The sequence below is a fragment of the Hydrogenovibrio kuenenii DSM 12350 genome (genome assembly GCF_000526715.1).
Lineage (GTDB): Bacteria > Pseudomonadota > Gammaproteobacteria > Thiomicrospirales > Thiomicrospiraceae > Hydrogenovibrio > Hydrogenovibrio kuenenii.
In genome coordinates this window covers 1,988,493-2,006,699 of the sequence record NZ_JAGP01000001.1, presented here as the reverse complement: position 1 = coordinate 2,006,699, position 18,207 = coordinate 1,988,493, and the positions used below count along the sequence as shown (strand labels likewise).

Annotated in this window: 16 protein-coding genes; 8 read left to right on the top strand and 8 right to left on the bottom strand. The window is 42.1% G+C overall.

Going from position 1 to position 18,207, the window contains the following annotated elements; translation table 11 throughout:
* The first annotated feature begins 96 nt into the window (after positions 1–96).
* Entirely contained in the window at positions 97–876 is a 780-nt protein-coding gene (locus N745_RS0109465) for a sulfite exporter TauE/SafE family protein (protein WP_024851885.1), read from the top strand.
* Here N745_RS0109465 and N745_RS0109460 read toward each other — a convergent pair.
* Together N745_RS0109460 and pyrE are read right to left on the bottom strand one after the other, a co-directional pair.
* On the bottom strand, positions 868–1,437 hold the full coding sequence (locus tag N745_RS0109460) for a SixA phosphatase family protein (protein WP_051453397.1): 570 nt from the start codon (positions 1,435–1,437) through the stop codon (positions 868–870). The genes N745_RS0109465 and N745_RS0109460 overlap by 9 nt on opposite strands.
* Entirely contained in the window at positions 1,434–2,075 is a 642-nt protein-coding gene (gene pyrE / locus N745_RS0109455; RefSeq protein ID WP_024851883.1) for an orotate phosphoribosyltransferase, read from the bottom strand. Before pyrE ends, N745_RS0109460 begins: the two co-directional genes overlap by 4 nt.
* A 292-nt stretch (positions 2,076–2,367) precedes the next feature.
* On the opposite strand from pyrE, the gene N745_RS0109450 reads away from it, so the two are divergent.
* Positions 2,368–2,868, top strand: a complete 501-nt coding sequence (locus tag N745_RS0109450) for a hypothetical protein (protein WP_024851882.1) — start codon at positions 2,368–2,370, stop codon at positions 2,866–2,868.
* Positions 2,869–2,873: 5 nt separating this feature from the next.
* Here the strand turns inward: N745_RS0109450 and N745_RS0109445 are convergent, their stop codons facing one another.
* Positions 2,874–3,680, bottom strand: a complete 807-nt coding sequence (locus N745_RS0109445) for a M90 family metallopeptidase (protein WP_024851881.1) — start codon at positions 3,678–3,680, stop codon at positions 2,874–2,876.
* A gap of 120 nt (positions 3,681–3,800) precedes the next feature.
* Between N745_RS0109445 and N745_RS0109440 the strand changes: the two genes are divergently transcribed.
* Positions 3,801–4,901 carry a ferredoxin reductase domain-containing protein gene (locus N745_RS0109440; protein WP_024851880.1) on the top strand — a complete coding sequence of 367 codons (1,101 nt, stop codon included), beginning with the start codon at positions 3,801–3,803 and terminating at the stop codon, positions 4,899–4,901.
* 12 nt (positions 4,902–4,913) lie between these two features.
* Here N745_RS0109440 and N745_RS0109435 read toward each other — a convergent pair whose 3' ends face one another.
* The 3 genes from N745_RS0109435 to yidD all read right to left on the bottom strand — a co-directional run bounded on the left by N745_RS0109435 (position 4,914) and on the right by yidD (position 9,339).
* The gene (locus tag N745_RS0109435) at positions 4,914–6,491 is read right to left on the bottom strand and encodes a Ppx/GppA phosphatase family protein (protein WP_024851879.1); all 1,578 of its coding nucleotides are present in this window, start codon (positions 6,489–6,491) and stop codon (positions 4,914–4,916) included.
* A gap of 155 nt (positions 6,492–6,646) precedes the next feature.
* Positions 6,647–8,779 (bottom strand): polyphosphate kinase 1, encoded by a 2,133-nt coding sequence (gene ppk1 / locus N745_RS0109430; RefSeq protein ID WP_024851878.1) that lies wholly within the window; start codon positions 8,777–8,779, stop codon positions 6,647–6,649.
* A gap of 251 nt (positions 8,780–9,030) precedes the next feature.
* Positions 9,031–9,339: a membrane protein insertion efficiency factor YidD gene (yidD, locus tag N745_RS12525; protein WP_084657345.1), complete on the bottom strand. Its 309-nt coding sequence runs from the start codon at positions 9,337–9,339 to the stop codon at positions 9,031–9,033.
* Positions 9,340–9,518: 179 nt separating this feature from the next.
* On the opposite strand from yidD, the gene N745_RS0109425 reads away from it, so the two are divergent.
* From N745_RS0109425 to N745_RS0109405, 5 genes are all read left to right on the top strand, one after another.
* A complete protein-coding gene (locus N745_RS0109425) occupies positions 9,519–10,850 on the top strand; it encodes a dihydroorotase (RefSeq protein ID WP_024851877.1) in 1,332 nt (443 codons plus the stop codon).
* A gap of 212 nt (positions 10,851–11,062) precedes the next feature.
* Positions 11,063–12,262, top strand: a complete 1,200-nt coding sequence (locus N745_RS0109420; RefSeq protein ID WP_024851876.1) for an EAL and HDOD domain-containing protein — start codon at positions 11,063–11,065, stop codon at positions 12,260–12,262.
* A 56-nt stretch (positions 12,263–12,318) separates the two neighbouring features.
* Positions 12,319–13,689 (top strand): NAD-dependent succinate-semialdehyde dehydrogenase, encoded by a 1,371-nt coding sequence (locus N745_RS0109415; protein ID WP_024851875.1) that lies wholly within the window; start codon positions 12,319–12,321, stop codon positions 13,687–13,689.
* Positions 13,690–13,760: 71 nt separating this feature from the next.
* Entirely contained in the window at positions 13,761–14,546 is a 786-nt protein-coding gene (locus N745_RS0109410) for an EI24 domain-containing protein (protein WP_024851874.1), read from the top strand.
* Between the two features lie 79 nt (positions 14,547–14,625).
* Positions 14,626–15,489: a hypothetical protein gene (locus N745_RS0109405; RefSeq protein WP_024851873.1), complete on the top strand. Its 864-nt coding sequence runs from the start codon at positions 14,626–14,628 to the stop codon at positions 15,487–15,489.
* A gap of 18 nt (positions 15,490–15,507) precedes the next feature.
* Here N745_RS0109405 and N745_RS0109400 read toward each other — a convergent pair whose 3' ends face one another.
* Both N745_RS0109400 and ppnN read right to left on the bottom strand, forming a co-directional pair.
* Positions 15,508–16,740 (bottom strand): DEAD/DEAH box helicase, encoded by a 1,233-nt coding sequence (locus N745_RS0109400; RefSeq protein WP_024851872.1) that lies wholly within the window; start codon positions 16,738–16,740, stop codon positions 15,508–15,510.
* A 54-nt stretch (positions 16,741–16,794) separates the two neighbouring features.
* Positions 16,795–18,180, bottom strand: a complete 1,386-nt coding sequence (ppnN, locus tag N745_RS0109395) for a nucleotide 5'-monophosphate nucleosidase PpnN (protein ID WP_024851871.1) — start codon at positions 18,178–18,180, stop codon at positions 16,795–16,797.
* Positions 18,181–18,207 lie beyond the last annotated feature (27 nt).

Here is an 18,207-nt window from a genome sequence, read left to right as displayed (position 1 = left end):
AAACTTCGTGCTTCCTTGCCTAGACTTAGCGCAAATTATTTCAGCTTGTTCGCGAATTATTATTTTTTCTTTTTCCATTTCTTTATTGGAATTTCTTTGGAAAGTTTAGTCAGCCAATTTGCCCTCTTTGTTATCTCGTTCATTGCGAATCTGTTCTCGGCGTTAGCTGGGGGTGGTGCAGGATTACTGCAGTTGCCCGCGTTGTTGTTTCTGGGGCTTCCTTTCTCTATCGCGCTTGCAACGCATAAGGTTGCCAGTGTGTTTTTAGGTGTTGGTGCGACTGCACGACACATGAAATCGGCACATTTAAACTGGGTGTTCGTGCTGGTTGTGTTGGGGTTCGGTTTGCCCGGGGTATGGTTAGGCGCGAATGTTATTCTGCATATTGAAGATCATTATGCACAGCTAGCTTTGGGTATTTTAACCTTGGGATTGGGCGTTTATTCTTGGCGCCAACCTGAGTTGGGTCAAACTCTAAGTTTGCGCAATCAAAATCTGCCAGGCTGGGGTATTGGTGGTTTGGTGCTGTTTTTGATAGGTGCGTTAAACGGCTCGTTAACTTCAGGAACGGGATTGTTTGTGACGCTTTGGCTGATACGATGGTTTGGCTTGGATTATAAGCTAGCTGTCGCGTATACCTTGATTTTGGTCGGTTTGTTTTGGAATGGCGCTGGTGCGTTAACGCTTGGCTTGCAAGGACAAATTGAGTGGGGTTGGTTGCCTGCGCTTATAGTTGGGTCGTTGTTCGGTGGTTATCTAGGCGCTCATTTGGCGATAGTAAAAGGCAATAAGCTTGTTAAACGCAGTTTTGAAGTTATGACTGTTCTTGTTGGCCTAGCATTGATTATTAAAGCGGTTGTCCACGCGTCACACTAGGTTTTCTTTTTCTTCTTGTGGTTTGTGATGATGTTTGTGGTGAGAGGGTTTAACGTCTTTTGGTCGGATAAACTGCACCAGTTTTCCTGCGCCAGCATTTAGGTTTTTCCAACTGTTTGGCAAGATGAAATGGGCTAGGGAGCCTGTTGGGAAAAGTCTGGTTTCACAGTCTTCACAATGACTTTCGTATTCTAGAAATTGTGCTAATTCTTCTAAACCTGGGTTGTGACCAATAATCATCACGCGTTCGTAATGCTTTGGAATCTCTGCAAGCACCTCAATAAGTTCATCAAGCGTCGCTAAATACAGTTGGTCAAGAGTGATTTGGGGGCAGATATCTTTATCGACTTTAAGACGTTTGAATGTTTGTTGTGCGCGTTGAGCAGGGGATACGAGAGCATAGCTGGGCATTAAGTTGTTTTCTTGCAGCCAATGCCCCAGTCGGCTGGCAGCTTTTTTGCCTTTTTCCGATATGGGTCGTTCTTTATCATCTAAGTCTTCTTTCCAGTCTGACTTAGCATGGCGAACTAAAAGTAGTTCGCGCAATCGGTGCTCGCTCATTGCGTGATTCCATATTGTGAACGGTAGTCTTTCATGGCATCCAGATAATGGCTCATATCCGGTTGAGTTGCCAAGTAGTCGATAATGTCGTTCATATTGATAATACTGTAAACAGGAATACCATAATCCCTTTCCACTTCTTGAATAGCGGAAAGTTCTCCTTGCCCTTTTTCCATTCGATCCAAAGCAACAATCACGCCCGCAGGTTTGGCGCCTTGCTCTTGAATTAAGTCCATTGACTCACGAATTGCTGTACCAGCAGTAATTACATCGTCAATAATCAAAATATTGCCTTCTAACGCATGACCAACAATATTGCCACCTTCACCATGGTCTTTAGCTTCTTTTCTATTGAATGCGTAAGGTTTGTCGATACTGTGTTTTTCCGCCAATGCAACACTTGTGGTAGCCGCTAGCGGAATCCCTTTGTATGCAGGGCCAAAGAGTACATCGAAATTGGCGCCTTTTTCAGCAATAGTTGCAGCATAAGCCTGAGAGAGTTGTGCAAGTTGGTTGCCAGTATTAAATAGGCCAGCATTAAAAAAGTAAGGGCTTTTACGGCCTGATTTTAGGGTGAATTCGCCAAGCTTCAATACCCCGGTAGCCATAATAAAATCAATAAAGTCGGTTTTTTTCATGAATTTTTAGAAAGGTTTTATATTGTTCGTTAAGGCAAATTTCTGCCATTGAAAAGATAAGAAACAATGTTACTCCGGCTGCCAAATTTATCAAGCAATTTCTTTTAACGAACCTTATAGAAAATAATTTTGGAAACAAAAACACTTAGAAAACAGAATTGGCATAGATGATGCATATCATTCTGCAAATAGATTGTATAAAAACAAACTGTCAGAAAAGTGACATTTCCAATTGAGCCGATTTGGTTTGTGTAAATGCGCAGAAGGCAGTCATTTGACAAGGGAAAAAACGATGGCCATTGACTTGAGAAGAGTTGAACCGCTAGGTTCCAAAAGTGTTTTACTTGAGCAGGCGTTACGCCGTAATAAAGGTACGACAAACGGAAATGGTATGTCTAGCGATATTGATATGTCAGATATGGTAACGCCTGATTATGAATGGTTGAATGAAGATAAAGCGGCGTTGAAAAACTTAGTGGCTCAGATGGATGCATCAATCGGTCAGCTGGCAAAGCAAATGCGCACCATGGAATCGGAAAGTGAAAAACTCCGATTTAAAATGGATAAAGAACAGCAATTGATGTTCAAACAAATTCGCACGCTTAATAATCTTCTAAAGAACCAAGTAGCGGTGTTTTCTTCAGTAGAGCGTCAAATTGATGACATTGAATTAAAATCTAATAACACCTTGTCTCAAGTGGGTATTGGTTTGGTTGCGGGTATGATTTCTGCGGTTGCGATTTTGGTAACAGCGCCTTGGATGACGCTGTTAATGGAACATCTTCGTGGTTAAGCAGACTAAATCTTTAAAAAGTCCTGATTAAAAAATAAACTCATCTGACGATACACGGCCGGAAAGACTTTATGTAAATGTTCCGGCGCTTCAAAAAAATATTCCGTACACACAGCAAAAAATTCTGCTGGGTTAGTGGCAGCGTAAGGGTTGATTACCGGCTTGTGTCCCTTGGCAAGCTGTTGATCCAAATGTCGATAAGCTGTTTCAAAAGCCTCGTACCAATCTTTCGCGTTCATATTTAAGTGCAACGGTGGGAAGCCGTTAATGTCTCCGTTAAGCATATCCATTTTATGTGCAAGCTCATGCAATAGCACTTGATTCGCTTTTGTTCTTAAAGGGTGTGGAGCATCATCATCCCAGTTGATAATGACAGGCCCTTGGTAAAAAGTTTCACCTTCTTCAATTAAATCCGTATGTATTTCAACGCCTAGTAATCCGCCTTGAATGGGAATGACCGGGTTTCTATGTGTTCGGTAAGCATTAGGGTAAACAATAATTTCATGCCAGTTATCAATCCAGTCGAAGGAAAGGTCATTTTCCGCATCTACCAGCCCAAAAATCATAATCGCTACTTGAGTCGCAATAATCGCTCTCATATGTTCGGTTAGTGGAAAGTTTCTGACGGCTGTGATACGTTTCTTTTTAAGAATGCGGGAAGCAAGCATGCGCAGTGCTGTCTTTTGCTGGCGGTTATAGCGCGCTAATAAAGGCATTTCCGTTTCGATTGCACGCCAAAGCGTGGCAGGAATTTTATAGTGTTGCAAACCGTTTTTGATATAAGCGCGTTTAATTTTTTGTAACCAAATCATAGATTTCACATTTCGAAAAAGTTTATAGTTTATAGCAAAACTGCAAAGACGCTAGGTGCTTTTGCCGAGCTGTCGTTGTAACACAGAAAACAGCAACAAGCATTGAATAGGATGTACTTTATGCAATTTACTGTTGTCGAAAATCGAAACATGACCGATCAGGATGATGAAAAGGATGTGTATTTCATGCGTCTTACTTACGACGAGCCTGTGGAATATGACGCTGGTGACTGGTTACTGGTTGAGTCCAGCAATAGACCCAGCCTGGTAGATTTTGTATTAGGGCTTCTCAACTTGAGTGGCGATGAAATTGTCGATGTTCGTCGGGTGGGTGAAAAGTCAGTGCGAGAAGCTTTGCGTGACAACTATGAGCTTACGCAGCTTAATCCGGCGATTTTGAATCGTATTCAACGCGAGTATGGTTTGGATGAATGGGCTGACCGAAATGACATGATGGCCTATGCTGAAGGGCGGGATATTGTCGATTTATTACAAGCATTCCCTCGGTTACAGACTCTGGGGTTAGAGTTTTGCAAAATGCTCTCCCCACTTTCTCCGCGCTATTACTCTATAGCCTCATCGCAAAAGTCACAGGCAGCTCAAGCTTATGATGGACGCATGGTGGATTTGGTTTATAAAAAAATTGCTTATCATAAAGAAGGTCGAGACCGCCTAGGGGTTGCCACTTGCCAATTAAGTGACTTGAAAGTTGGCGATGTAATTGAAGGGGATTTTTGCGCCAATAAGGTTTTCAAACTACCGGAAGACCTTGCGCATAACAAACAACCGTTGATTATGGTGGGAGCGGGTACAGGTATCGCACCTTACATCGGTTTTATGGAAGAAATTGCTTATGAACACCCACAGCACTTTGCAAACACTTGGTTGTTTTTTGGAGAAACGCGCGAGCAGACCTGTTTTCTTTGTCAGGATCAATTAAAAAGCTGGGAAGCAGAAGGTTTTCATTTGAAGACCGCTTTTTCCCGAGACCAGGCACATAAGGTTTATGTGCAGGACTTACTGTGGGAATATCGTCAGACGCTTTGGGATTTGCTAGAAGCAGGCGGTATTTTTTATCTTTGTGGTGATAAAAATAAAATGGCAAAAGATGTTGAGCAGGTCATGAAAAAAATCATGGTTGAAATCGGCAATATTGAAGATCCCGACTTGGTTTGGAAAGAATGGCGACGCGCCAGAAAAGTCCAGTCAGACGTTTATTAAACCTTTGAGGTTTTACTCAAAGGTGAGTGTGAAGTCCATTGCTTTTAGGCGCTCAGCTTCAATTTCAAGGTCAAGTTGGGTCAGAGGATGTTGAACAAGCCAATCCGGTTCAAAGACCAAGTTTAATTCGCTGTTATCGATCAAACTTAATTCAATGTTGGCCGCTTCCATATCTCGCCCACGGTGAATTCGCACCGCCAGTCGCAATAATACCGTTAGGTTAATAAGTTTGTCATTGTGAGGAGCAGGAAGTGCTTCAAAAGGCTCTTTAAAGAACTTTCCTCGATGATTGAGTAGCATGGCAGTCAACATGATTTTTTCTTGTTGCGTAAACCCAGCCAGTTCAGAGTTTTCCACTAAGTAAGCCGAGTGATGTCGGTAACGCTTATAGCTGATTGCGATTCCAGCTTCGTGCAGTTGTGCAGCCCATTTCAATAGTTTTGGATAATCATAACTGTCATCATCCAAATTCCATTGTTTATGTATTTGTTGGTAAAAGTTAACGGCAGTGTTGGCAACTTTTTGCGCTTGAGTGGTATCTATTTTCAGCCAGTTTTGCATATTGGCAACGGTAGTTTCCCGTACATCTGCTTCATATAGACGGCCAAGGGTGTCAAAGATAAGGCCTTCTCTCAGAGCATTTGCAGATACTTGCATACTGTCGATACCAAGCTCAAGGAAGGTTGCAATTAAGATCGCTAAACCACCTGACAAAACCGGAATACGTTCGCTTTTTAAACCTTTTAATCCGGCTTCAATGGCTTGAGAAATTGTTTCATGCTCTACCAGAAAAGCTTTTAGCTTGAGCATGCCGTCTAGGGTGATGTCGCCGTCTGTCCAATCATTTTCTTTTAACAATGTACCAATCGACTTAATGCTTCCTGACGCGCCTATGGCAGTTTCCCAACCCAAACGAGTCAAGTTCATATGATGCGGACGTAGAATAAGGCGACAAGTATTGATGGCATTAAGCATATCTCGTTCGGATACTTCATCATTTTTAAAGAAACGTTGTGTGATACTGACGCAGCCCATTTCGGTACTGGTTAGGTGACGTTGCTCAAACCCTACACCGATGATGTATTCTGTGCTGCCGCCGCCAATGTCCATTACAAGGCGTTGCTCATCGCTACTCGGTAAACCATGGCTTACGCCTAGGTAAATAAGACGTGCTTCTTCCTGTCCTGCGATGATTTGAATTTCGTGGCCAAGCACTTCTTTTGCACGTTTAAGGAAGTCTTTGCTATTGCGGGCATTGCGCAAGGTGTTGGTGCCGACAGCGCGAACATGACCTTCAGGAAAGCCTTTCAATAATTGTCCAAAGCGCTCCAAACAGGCAATCGCATTGTTAAAAGCGACTTCATCTAAATAACCATTCTCATCGAGCCCACCGCGAAGGCGAACCATTTCTTTGTGCTTGTCCACAACCTGCATTTGTCCATCAACATCTCTGGCGATAATCATGTGAAAGCTGTTGGAACCTAAGTCAATCGCAGCATAAAGCTGAGCATCGGATGCATCATTTTCGGTTGCTGCGTCAGTGGCAGTATTTAGAGGAGAGTTTGCTTTTAAAGCATCTTTTTCGGACATGAATTTTTTAATCAGTAAAGAAGGTGTTAAAAAGTAATCGCTATTTTACGCCTTTTTGACTTAAGCGGCGAGAAAACCGTGATTAAGAAATAGAGAGTCGCAATGGGAAGAATATCTTCCCGTTACGAATCATAAAGATATGCGGTGGCGACTTATTAATCCTGGTCGGCGTATTTGTCCATCAGCCATTGTTGTGCGGAAAATGCCACTTCATCTTCGCGTCTTGGTTTGGGTTGATAACAACCGTCAGGTTGTAAAACCCAAGAACCAACATTGTCTTCTAGGTAGATTGCCAAGCCTTCGGTATAAACCTGTTGGAAGTTGTCTTTATCCAGAATTGGGAAGCAGGTTTCAACACGAGATAAAAGGTTTCGTCTCATCCAGTCTGCACTTGAACAGTAGAGTTCAGGAGAGCCTTTCGCGTTTTCAAAATAGTAGATACGGTGGTGTTCTAGAAAACGCCCGACAACGCCTGTTACGGTGATGTTTTCAGACATGCCCGGCACACCAGGACGTAAACTGCAAATGCCGCGTACAATTAGGTCGATTTTAACCCCAGCATTTGAAGCTTCATAAAGCGCATCAATGATGTGTTTTTCTTCTAGTCCATTCATCTTGGCAATGATTCTTGCCGAACGTCCCTCACGTGCATTTTCAGTTTCTCTTGCAATGCGCTCTAGCATGCCTGTATGCAGCGTGAACGGAGATTGCAATATGCTATCAAGGTTTTTGGTATCGCCTAGGCTGGTGAGTTGTTGGAAAATTTTAGCCACATCATTGGTAAGTTTTGGGTTGGCTGTCAACAGACCAAAGTCGGTATAGAACCGAGAAGTGATGTGATGATAGTTTCCTGTTCCAAGATGAACGTATTGACGTAGTTGATGGTCTTCACGGCGTACGATATAAATCATTTTGGCATGTGTTTTATAGCCAACAACACCATATACCACATTAACCCCAGCATCCTGTAAACGGTTCGCTTGTAAGATGTTGTTATCTTCGTCAAAGCGAGCACGTAGTTCTACAACGGCAGTCACTTCCTTGCCTGCACGCGCAGCTTTTTCCAAAGCATCAATAATGGCGGATTTTTCACCAGTACGGTAAAGCGTCATGCGGATAGCTAAAACACTCGGATCTTTTGCCGCTTCATATAAGAAGTCAATGACTGGCGCAAAGGAGTCATAAGGATGGTGGAGTAGTACATCCTTGCGCGCAATGCGTTCAAACATTGATTCGGATTCTTTTTTACGAGTGAAAAGTTTGAACCCACCTTTTTTGCTCGCTTGATTGGTTTTTGCCATGCTAGGCGTAAAAGGTCCGAATAATAGGTCTGGACGGTTTGCTAAGTCAGGTACAGAATTAAGACGAATCAAGTTTACAGGACCATCTACTTGGTAAAGTTGGTCATCAGTCATCTTGAACTGGTCAAGTAAGAACTGATACATGTTTTTTGGACATTGATCCGATACTTCTAAGCGAATGGCTCCACCGTAATCACGGCTGTATAGCTCACCCTGCAATGCACTCATAATATCGTCTATTTCTTCTTCATCGATAAAGAGGTTGGTGTTACGTGTCAGGCGGAATTGGTGACATCCAGTTACGGTCATGCCTGGGAATAGGTTGGATACATTTGAGTGTAGAACTGAAGATAAGAAAACAAAGTCGTTTTCACCGTCAGTTGCTTCAGGCGGTAATTTAATGATACGTGGTAATGAGCGCGGTACTTGTACGATGGCCAAACCATTGGAGCGGCCAAAAGCATCTTTCCCTTCCAGAGAAACAATGAAGTTCAAACTTTTGTTAAGCAGCCTTGGAAAAGGGTGTGATGGATCCAACCCCATAGGGCTTAAAACTGGTTGTAAAGAAGATAGGAAGAACTGACGGATCCACTCTTTTTGTTGCTCGTTCCATTGGCGGCGACGTAAAAAACGAATATTCTCTTTTTCCAGTTCAGGAATTAGAATGTGATTTAGCGTGTTGTATTGGTCATAAACGATTTCTTTAGTCACTTCGGAAAGCGTCGTAATGACTTGGGATGGAAGCTGTCCATCTGGTTTGGTGCGCGCAGAAGGGTCTGTTGAAATTTCATACAGACTTGCCATGCGTACTTCAAAAAACTCATCCATATTGCTACTGGAAATACATAGGAACTTTAAGCGTTCCAATAAAGGAATTTCGGGGTTTTTCGCTTGAGCCAATACGCGACGATTGAACTCTAGAAGACTTCTTTCTCTGTTGATGTAAGGCGTATAGTCTTGTTGTGTTTCTTGAACATCACCTTGCATAAAAATTCCTTGTCAGTTTTTCCGGTTATATATCTTTTAAGGACAAGCATTTAAGCATCAAACTAAGCGTTATTTTCCGCTTGCTATGTCCGTCATTGGATGGAGTTTAATCTATCTATTTTAGCGCCTGTTCGCCTTGCTTTAAATAGATACCTTGGAATTTAAGTGTATTATTTAAGACGCGAACAAAAAAATGAGTCTGTCGGCAGAAGCATAGCTTATTAAAGTGACAGCAATGTGAAACTAATGTGCTATTCCTGCGAATGGTCTTTGGTTTCTGTTTTTGAATGGTCGTTGATGGTTTGATGGTGCTGGCAACTGCATCCATGTTCAGGGACAGGGTCTACACCACCATCGCTTCCTGGGTGGCACCGGCTAACACGTTTTACACCTAACCATAAACCACAAAGTACTCCATGTTTCTCGATGGCTTCTACCGTATAGTGTGAGCAACTTGGATAAAAACGGCACCTAGGACCCAGTAACGGACTAATAAACCATTGGTAAAATTTGATAGGTAGGATAAAGACCCACTTTAAGAGCCGTTTGAGCAGATTCATTGTGTTTGCTACTTGAATGGTTGTTCTTGCCAATCATAAGATATTTGCACAAAGGTGTACAGTTCAGTCTGCGAAGTCTTAGGTAAAACGGTAAAATACCGAAACAATAAAGCGCGAAAATTTAACAAGTATTTCTCGTGTTGATTTAGCTGCTAACAATTTTCTAAAAGGAGTGATGAATGAGTCGCATTTTAATTACACAGGCAACCGTTGTAAATGAAGGTCAGATATTTGAAGCGGATGTTCTGGTAGTAAATGGCATTATTGAAAAAATCTCACCACAACTGGATGAAAAAGCGGATCAAGTTATTGATGCAAAGGGACTTCATTTGTTGCCAGGGTTTATTGATGATCAAGTGCATTTTCGTGACCCTGGGGTAACGGAAAAAGGTTCTATTGCTACCGAGTCCAAGGCTGCTTTGGCCGGTGGAACCACTTCTTTTATGGATATGCCAAATGTTAGGCCTACCACGACAACCATAGAAAATTTGGAAGCAAAATATCAGCATGCCAGTCAGGTTGCTTGGGTGAACTACTCTTTTTACTTGGGTGCAACCAACGACAATATTGAAGAAGTTAAAGCATTGGATCCAACGGGAACTTGCGGCGTTAAAATTTTCATGGGTGCTTCAACCGGAAATATGTTGGTTGATCGTGAGCAAGCGCTGACCGATATTTTTACCCACAGCCCGACTTTGATTACCACGCACTGCGAAGATACACCGATGATTAAAGCACAGGAAGAGATTTATCGTGAGAAATACGGTGAAGATGTGCCTATGATTTATCATCCTGACATTCGTTGTCGTGAAGCCTGCTATAAGTCCTCTTCTTTTGCGGTAGACCTAGCTAAAAAAACAGGTGCTGACTTACATGTATTACACCTAACAACGGCAGATGAAATGGCGTTGTTTGAGCCAGGCCCAGTTAAGGGTAAGAAAATCACAGCTGAAGCCTGTGTTCATCATTTGTGGTTTACAGATGAAGACTATGAGGCAAAAGGCAGCCTTATTAAGTGTAATCCAGCGGTTAAGAAAGCATCTGACCGAGACGCGATTCGCCAGGCCGTTAGAGAAGGACGTATTGATATTATCGCCACAGATCATGCTCCACATACATGGGAAGAAAAACAGAATACTTATTTCAACGCACCTGCAGGTCTGCCTCAGGTTCAGCAGTCTCTTACAGCATTGCTAGACTTAGTTCACCAAGGCGTGTTTGATTTGCCTCTGGTTGTGGAAAAAATTGCGCACAACGTGGCGATTCGCTATCAAATCGACAACCGTGGCTTCATCAGAGAAGGTTATGCAGCAGATTTGGTGCTGGTTGATATGAATAAGCCACATGTTGATAAACGTGAAGACGTTCTTTACAAATGTGGTTGGTCACCGTGGGAAGGTCATGAATTCAAATCTTCAATAGAAGGTACGATTGTTAATGGTAAGTTGAAATATTACCAAGGTAAATTCTCAGACTTTACCCCTGGGCAAAGATTACGTTTCAATCGTTAATGTCTTGAAAAATAAAATGCTGTAGCTGATAGATAACCATTTATAGAAACATTCTCTTCCATAGATTGAGAATTTCCTGACAGGAAGTTGGGTATTTTTACTTGCTTTCCTTGGAGGGCGGCGGTAAAGTTTGGCTTAAATCGCGATACAATCGCACTTCCAAGCTGAGTTGATTTGGAATAACGCTTAACAAAAAAATGACAGGAAAAGCTATGTCTGAAGTATTTATTGGACGCCAACCAATTTTAGACAGAAATATGGAAGTTTTTGCCTACGAATTACAGTTTCATCAAGGAATGAATCCTAGCAAGCAAACAATTGAAGCTACGGAAGAGTTGCTGAAAAAAACGGAAGCCGAGATAGGGTTTCAGTCGATTGTTGGTAAGCATGCCGCCATGATGGCGCTACCAAAAGAATTGATTGCTTCCGAACACTTGCCAGTGTTTGAGGAAGGTGAAACTCTGGTGTTGGAAATACCAAATAATGTGAATCATGATGTTGATATTTTGCAACGCCTTAAAGAGTTGAAAGGTACCGGGTCATCGATTGCGTTGGATGACTATATCGAAGATGACTCTAGCATTAAGCTAGCTTCTATCAGTGATTTTGCCAAGATTGATAATGAAGCTCATACAGAAATTAAGCTGAAACGTATGATTCAGGACCTGCATGAAAAAGGTGTAAAAGTCATTGCGGAAAGAGTGGAAACAGAAGAAATGTTCCACTATTTGAAAAAACTTGGATTTGATTATTTTCAAGGACACTTTTTTACCAACCCTGTCATTATTAACGGTGAGAAGTTAACCGGAAATAAACTGAACCTGTTGCAGTTAATGGCGAAAATCAATGATCCTTTAACTGATTACCATCAGTTGTCTGAAATTCTGAGTCAGGATGTTGCTTTGAGCCACAAGTTGCTTATAGCGGTGAATAACCCAATGACGATGATTCCCGTTCGTGTTGAATCTATTTCAGACGCGCTGAAGTATATGGGGCTGAAACGTTTGAAGTTCTGGGTCAATATGTTGTTGTTGGCGGATATGGGCGATGCGCCACAAGAGTTGTTGGTGACTTCATTGATTCGCGCACGCTTCTGTGAGCTTTTAGCAGAGAAATCTGGACACAACTCGGAAAAAGATAGTTACTTCTTGGTGGGATTACTTTCTTCTCTTGGTGCGTTTTTCCGCACCCCAATTCAATATGTTGTTGATGAAATGCCATTATCAGGCACCATCAAAACTGCATTGGTGGATAAAAGAGGTCTAATGGGTAAAGCCTTGGAAGTTTTGCATAACTTAGAATGTACTAGCGAAAAATATGCTGATTTAAGGTATGAAAATTTAGGTATTTCTGAGATTGGTAATATTTATTTAACTTCATCTGCTTGGGCGCAAGAAGCAATTGCACATTAAAGGCTAGACAGGAGTAAGGTTTAATTTATGAAGCCAGTGACAAAAGGATATGAGTGATGGCGATGAAATCAACTAACCCAGCGACGGGAGAACTGATTGCTGAATTTGATACTTGGGATCAGGCCACTTTAGATGACGTGGTGACTCAAGTAGGATACGGGTTTGGGGATTGGGCAAAACTCACAACCATGGAAGAACGCTGTCTTTTATTAAAGCGATTGGCAGATGTGTTGAGAGACGACCAAGATGTCTTAGCCGAGTTGATTACCCTAGAGATGGGGAAGCTTTATTCTGAAGCTCAAGCTGAAGTTGAAAAATGCGCCACGTTGTGTGATTACTATGCTGAGCACGCACCTGCTCAACTGGCCGATGAAATTATCGAATCTGGTGCATCTAAAAGTTATGTCGCCTATTTGCCATTAGGCGTTGTGCTGGGGGTGATGCCTTGGAACTATCCTTTCTGGCAAGTATTTCGTTTTGCTGTTCCTGCGGTTACCGCTGGTAATATGGCGCTCTTAAAGCACGCTTCCAATGTGCCGCAATGTGCCTTGGCTATTCAGGAAGTTTTCCGTAAAGCGGGCTATCCAGATGGCGTGTTTACAACTTTAATGATTGGTGCGGATAAAGTCGAATCTGTTATTCGTCATCCTGCTGTTAAGTCTGTTAGCCTGACAGGTAGTGAACCTGCTGGGCGCAAAGTTGCAGCTATTGCTGGTGAAGAGTTGAAAAAAACCGTGCTTGAACTCGGTGGTTCAGATGCCTTTATTGTAATGGATGATGCCGACATTAAAGTGGCGGTTGCAGGTGCAGTGAAAGGGCGTTTTGTGAATATGGGGCAAAGCTGTATTTCTTCAAAGCGCTTTATTGTTGACTCGATGATTTATGCTGAGTTTATCGAAGCATTTAAAGCTGCGATAGAAGATAAGTTTATTGCTGGCGATCCGATGGACAAAGAAACCAGTCTGGCGCCAATGGCACGCCAAGATTTGCTTGATGAGTTACATGCTCAGGTGAGGGCTTCGGTAGAATTGGGTGCGGAAATTGTTACGGGCGGGTATCAGCTTGATCGTCCCGGTTGTTATTATGCGCCGACGATTCTTGCCAATATCTCCAGTAATATGCCTGCGTTTAATGAAGAGTTTTTTGGTCCGGTAGCGATTGTGTTGAAAGCAACTGAGCCAGCTCATGCTTTGGGGTTGGCGAACGCAACGGACTTTGGTTTGGGTGGCTCTATTTGGTCGAATGATATGGCTACTGCTGAAACAATGGCAAGAGGCATGGAGTCTGGTGCAACTTATATCAATAGTATTACCTTCTCAGACCCGAGGTTGCCATTCGGTGGTGTGAAAAACTCCGGTTACGGGCGTGAGCTTTCTGAACACGGTATTCGCGAGTTTACTAATATTAAAACCATTTGGATTAAATAAGTTCTAACACGAATTCATTGAGGTGGATTCGTGTACTTCAATCTTTTAACCTCTCTAACGGTCGCTAAATCATGTCTTTAATTATAAAAACCCTATTGGATTTAAAAAATCCTGCCATTTTGATTCGATTGTTCATGCCGTTTTTTATAGGTTTGGTTTTGGTGTCCTTGTTGGGGTACGGCTTGTTCGGTATTTTTCTTACCAGTGATTTTGTCACCCAAAGTCCAATGGTTCAGGATTTTGAAACCTGGCATGTGCATGCAGAGCAAACCATTGGCGCGATTCCGGTTATTGGTGGCTTAGTCCTCTGGTTCATTGGGGTTGCCGTTGCTGTTATAGCTGGGTTGTTGGGGATTGTTCTCGGTAGCTATTTGGTGTTGTTGTTTGCCATGATTATTACCGGGTTTATGACCGATTCACTGGTTAAAGCTGTGCATAAAAGTCACTATAGTCATTTGCACTACGAAGGTCATGGTTCAATACTGGGTATGGTTTGGGCACTGGTTAAATTCGGTTTGCTGATGATATTGTTATTGTTGGTGACCTTTCCATTATTATTCATTCCATTGATTAATGTTGTCTGGTTCTGGCTGATCGGTTTTATCTTTTTCCGTTATGCCATCGTAATGGATGTGGGGCAAGTGATTTTGCCAAAAGAAGCTTTCGAAAAAGTTAAGTCCATCACTGATTGGCCTTCTTCAATTCCGATGGGAATTCTCTACTCAGTTAGCATCTTTCCTGTCATGAGTTTCTTTGCGCCTGTTCTGGCTGTGATTTTACTGAGTCATTACTACTTCGAAAAATTGCAGGATGAGCAATGGCTTACGGCACAAGAACAGAAGAACGTCGCATCCTGATTTAGAGTTTTATCAATGATGACCCCAGTCTGGCAGATTTTAATGATGCTTTCTGAGTTGGGTACAAGGAATCTTGAGTTTGATTAAGTTTTTATCCGTCTTTTTCTTACCCGCTTTGATTTTATTGGTGTCGATGACTTCGGCAAAGGCTGAAGTTCAATACTCGGAGCAAAAAATTGAGAAGCATTTACAGCAAATTTTTAAGAAAAATTTAGTTTATGAGAAAAGATATAAAGGCTGGCGATATTTGCCATTTGGGAAAGTAATTATCTTTTACATGGATTTTTCTGATTCCATTCAGAATCAGCAGCAAAAACGAAATACGATTGAAAGAGCGCTTAAAAAATACGCTGATATTATGCACTGTACCTTTAAGGTAAAGTACGGAATACCTCCTATATCTTTTTATAGAAAGGATGGTTTTCTGGTTAATGAGTATCACCGTTTAGATCCTGCCTTGAATTCCTTTGTATATATGAAGTTTGTTAAAAGAGATGAACTTTTTCAAAACCTAGAAAATGGGTTTTGGCATGATCTATATGGTAATGTTTCAGATAAAACTTTGAAAAAATATGTTGAAACTATTAAGTCAGATAAAGATATTGTTGCATCGAAATTTTCACCAAATTCAAAAAGATTGTTGTTACATAGTTATAAGCTCATAGAGCTAAATAAACATAGAAAAAAGCATTTCTATGATTATATTGAAAAAGAGCTTTATTTAACTTTTTTGGAGGATAGAGAAAGAACTGATACATCATCATATATTGTGCCATCCACGTTTAATAACAGGTACGATGATTTTTCGAAACCCGAAATTTCAAAATTTGATTGGGTTTTATTTGATGAGTTTTATAACAATAAGTCTCTGAAAAAACTAATGTACTATAAAGATGTAATTCCAATTTTGGCAAAAGAGATTGCCAAAAAAATGGGGTCGTAGGCTGGGGTAGCACTAATATTACTTTTTCTTACTGGTCTTTTTGGCTTTTGCCAGCTTCTTAGCGATTTTCTTTTTGTGTGGTTTTTTAGCGGCTTTTTTGGCTTTGCCAGTATTGTGTTGTGGCTCTAAGCCTGCAATCTTGCTCACTGGAATTTTAGCTTGCATGTGGTACTGAATGCGCTCAAGAGGTTTTAGGTCATGTATTTCAACCAAGCTAATGGCGATGCCTACATTTTGTCCTCGGCCGGTGCGTCCGATGCGGTGAATATAGGTGTCGCCGCGGTGCGGTAGGTCGTAGTTAATGACGTGTGTGATATTTAGCATGTCTAAACCACGAGCAGCGACATCGGTTGCAACCAAGACTTTGGTTTTACCTTGGGTGAATTTTCGGGTGATTTCCATGCGTTTAGCCTGAATCATGTCCCCGTGTAGTAAATCAACAGAAACTTTTTGCTCTAGTAGCCAGGCTTCTAGCTCTATCGCGCGTTCTTTTCGATTACAAAACACTAGTGCACTTTTACAGCTGTCATCTTCAAGTAGGCTCATTAATAAAGCGCGTTTGTGCTCTCGGCTATCAGCAAAGTAAATCACTTGTTGTATTTGTTGAGATTGTTGGTTTGGTGCATCAATCTGAATAATGGCTGGGTCGTCGAGTATGTCTTCGGCAAAACGTGCGACACCCGAACCGCCCAGCGTCGCTGAGAAACAAGCGGCTTGGAAATCGGTTGGGATGGCTTCTAATAGTGCTAAAACATCTGGGCCTTGTCCCATGTCCAGCATGCGGTCAGCTTCGTCAATAACGACCATGTCGATGTAAGACAGGTCGATAAATTCTTTTGACATGATGTTGAGCAGTCTGCCAGGTGTGGCAACCAAAATATCCAGCGGACCATTTAGGTTTTCAAGCTGTTTGTCAGATGCAAAGCCACCTGTGACGATATTGGAACGAAAGTTACAATGATCTCCCAGCTGTTTGACAACCTTGTGAATTTGGAAAGCAAGCTCACGGGTCGGTGCGAGAATCAAAGCTCTTGGTTGGCTTGTTGGACGAGGTTCATCCAATAAAACTTGTAGTATAGGCAAAACAAAGGCAGCGGTTTTACCTGTACCCGTAGCTGCCCCAGCCAGTACGTCTCTTCTTAAGATAAACTCGGGAATCACTTCTGCTTGAACGGGTGTCGGTTTATTAAAATGCTGTTCTTCAATTGCGGCTAATAAAACAGGATCCAGTTCAAGTTCTTCAAAGGTCATAGGGAGTTTCTTTTTGTTATTTTGATAGGTAGAAAACAGAAGAAAAAGGAGAGGTTAATCTCCCTTTTCTTTGGTGATGATATTATAGCAGGGCACATAGTTTTCCGTTCCCAATTTCATGCGTCGTTGTTTAACAAACGTTTTCAGTAATGCATCAATGCGCGTCATGATTTCAGGATCTCCGTTAATTTGGAAAGGACCCTTTTCTTCAATTTCGCGAATTCCTTCTGACTTAACATTACCTGCGACAATAGCTGAAAAAACTTGTCGTAATTCGGAAGCCAACTGATGAGGCGGTTGGTTTTTGTGGAGTTTTAATTGAGAAATGGTTTCATGCGTTGGTTTAAACGGTTTTTGTAGCTCAAGAGGAATATAAAGGTTCCAGTTGAAGAAATAAGCGTCACTGGTTTCTCTACGGTAATTGCGAACGTCTTGAATGCCTTTTTTTATCAAGTGTGCAACATGGGAGGGGTTGTTATAAACAAAAGTAAGTTTTTGTCTGGCTTCTTCGCCAAGTGCATTTTCGATAAATTCCAGTACTGCTTCAAAGTAACCTTTGTGAGTTTCGGAAGCCGTTAACACGACCGGAATGGGGACTTCCAGGTTTTGAGGGTGCAGTAATACGCTGAGCAGGTAGAGAATTTCTTCCATAGTGCCTGCGCCCCCCGGGAAGATGATGATGCCATGTCCTAAGCGCATAAAGGCTTCTAAACGTTTTTCAATATCGGGCATGATAGCCAGCTCGGTGACGATGGCATTTGGCGCTTCGGCAGCAATAATGCCTGGTTCTGTCAAACCAATGAAACGTGCCCCTCTGTGGCGCTGCTTGCCGTGGCCGAGCACAGCTCCTTTCATAGGGCCTTTCATGGCGCCTGGGCCACAGCCTGTACAGATGTCGAAACGTCTTAGTCCAAGCTCATAGCCAACATGTTTGGTGTATTTATATTCTTCAAGGCTAATAGAGTGCCCACCCCAGCAGACAACGATATTTGGGTCTCTGTCGATACACATTAAATTGGCGTTACGCGCAAGATGGAAAATGGCGTTGGTAATGCCAAAAGAACTGTCTAGGTCAAACTCTGGATTGTCGATGATTTCATTTTTGGCGTAGAGTAGATCGCGAATGACGGCTGAGAGGTGCTCCTGTAAACCGATAATCATTTCGCTGTCTACAAAAGCGTTGGCCGGAGCGTTTTCGATTTCTAATTGAATGCCGCGCCCTTTGACGTTTACATTAATCTGAAAATCCGGGTGTGCTTCTAAAAGCGCAAGGCCGTTATCTTCTTTTGCACCAGTGTTGAGTACAGCTAATGTACAACGCCTAAGTAGCTCGTTAAGTCCGTGGTCGTTTTCATCACAAAGTTGCTTCGCCTCTTGATAAGAGAGGATTTGCATGTTTTCAACGGGGCGAATTAAAACTTTTTTGACTGGTGTATTCATGATAGATTAATGACTCATATGTAAGCT

What these genes read in the sequence shown, in the direction of transcription:
- N745_RS0109410 (WP_024851874.1), top strand. Translation starts at nt 13,761, where the DNA reads ATGTCTTTAATTATAAAAACCCTATTGGATTTAAAAAATCCTGCCATT.
- ppnN (WP_024851871.1), bottom strand. Translation starts at nt 18,180, where the DNA reads ATGAATACACCAGTCAAAAAAGTTTTAATTCGCCCCGTTGAAAACATG.
- pyrE (WP_024851883.1), bottom strand. Translation starts at nt 2,075, where the DNA reads ATGAAAAAAACCGACTTTATTGATTTTATTATGGCTACCGGGGTATTG.
- ppk1 (WP_024851878.1), bottom strand. Translation starts at nt 8,779, where the DNA reads ATGCAAGGTGATGTTCAAGAAACACAACAAGACTATACGCCTTACATC.
- N745_RS0109460 (WP_051453397.1), bottom strand. Translation starts at nt 1,437, where the DNA reads ATGAGCGAGCACCGATTGCGCGAACTACTTTTAGTTCGCCATGCTAAG.
- N745_RS0109420 (WP_024851876.1), top strand. Translation starts at nt 11,063, where the DNA reads ATGTCTGAAGTATTTATTGGACGCCAACCAATTTTAGACAGAAATATG.
- yidD (WP_084657345.1), bottom strand. Translation starts at nt 9,339, where the DNA reads ATGAATCTGCTCAAACGGCTCTTAAAGTGGGTCTTTATCCTACCTATC.
- N745_RS0109400 (WP_024851872.1), bottom strand. Translation starts at nt 16,740, where the DNA reads ATGACCTTTGAAGAACTTGAACTGGATCCTGTTTTATTAGCCGCAATT.
- N745_RS0109415 (WP_024851875.1), top strand. Translation starts at nt 12,319, where the DNA reads ATGGCGATGAAATCAACTAACCCAGCGACGGGAGAACTGATTGCTGAA.
- N745_RS0109425 (WP_024851877.1), top strand. Translation starts at nt 9,519, where the DNA reads ATGAGTCGCATTTTAATTACACAGGCAACCGTTGTAAATGAAGGTCAG.
- N745_RS0109445 (WP_024851881.1), bottom strand. Translation starts at nt 3,680, where the DNA reads ATGATTTGGTTACAAAAAATTAAACGCGCTTATATCAAAAACGGTTTG.
- N745_RS0109440 (WP_024851880.1), top strand. Translation starts at nt 3,801, where the DNA reads ATGCAATTTACTGTTGTCGAAAATCGAAACATGACCGATCAGGATGAT.
- N745_RS0109450 (WP_024851882.1), top strand. Translation starts at nt 2,368, where the DNA reads ATGGCCATTGACTTGAGAAGAGTTGAACCGCTAGGTTCCAAAAGTGTT.
- N745_RS0109435 (WP_024851879.1), bottom strand. Translation starts at nt 6,491, where the DNA reads ATGTCCGAAAAAGATGCTTTAAAAGCAAACTCTCCTCTAAATACTGCC.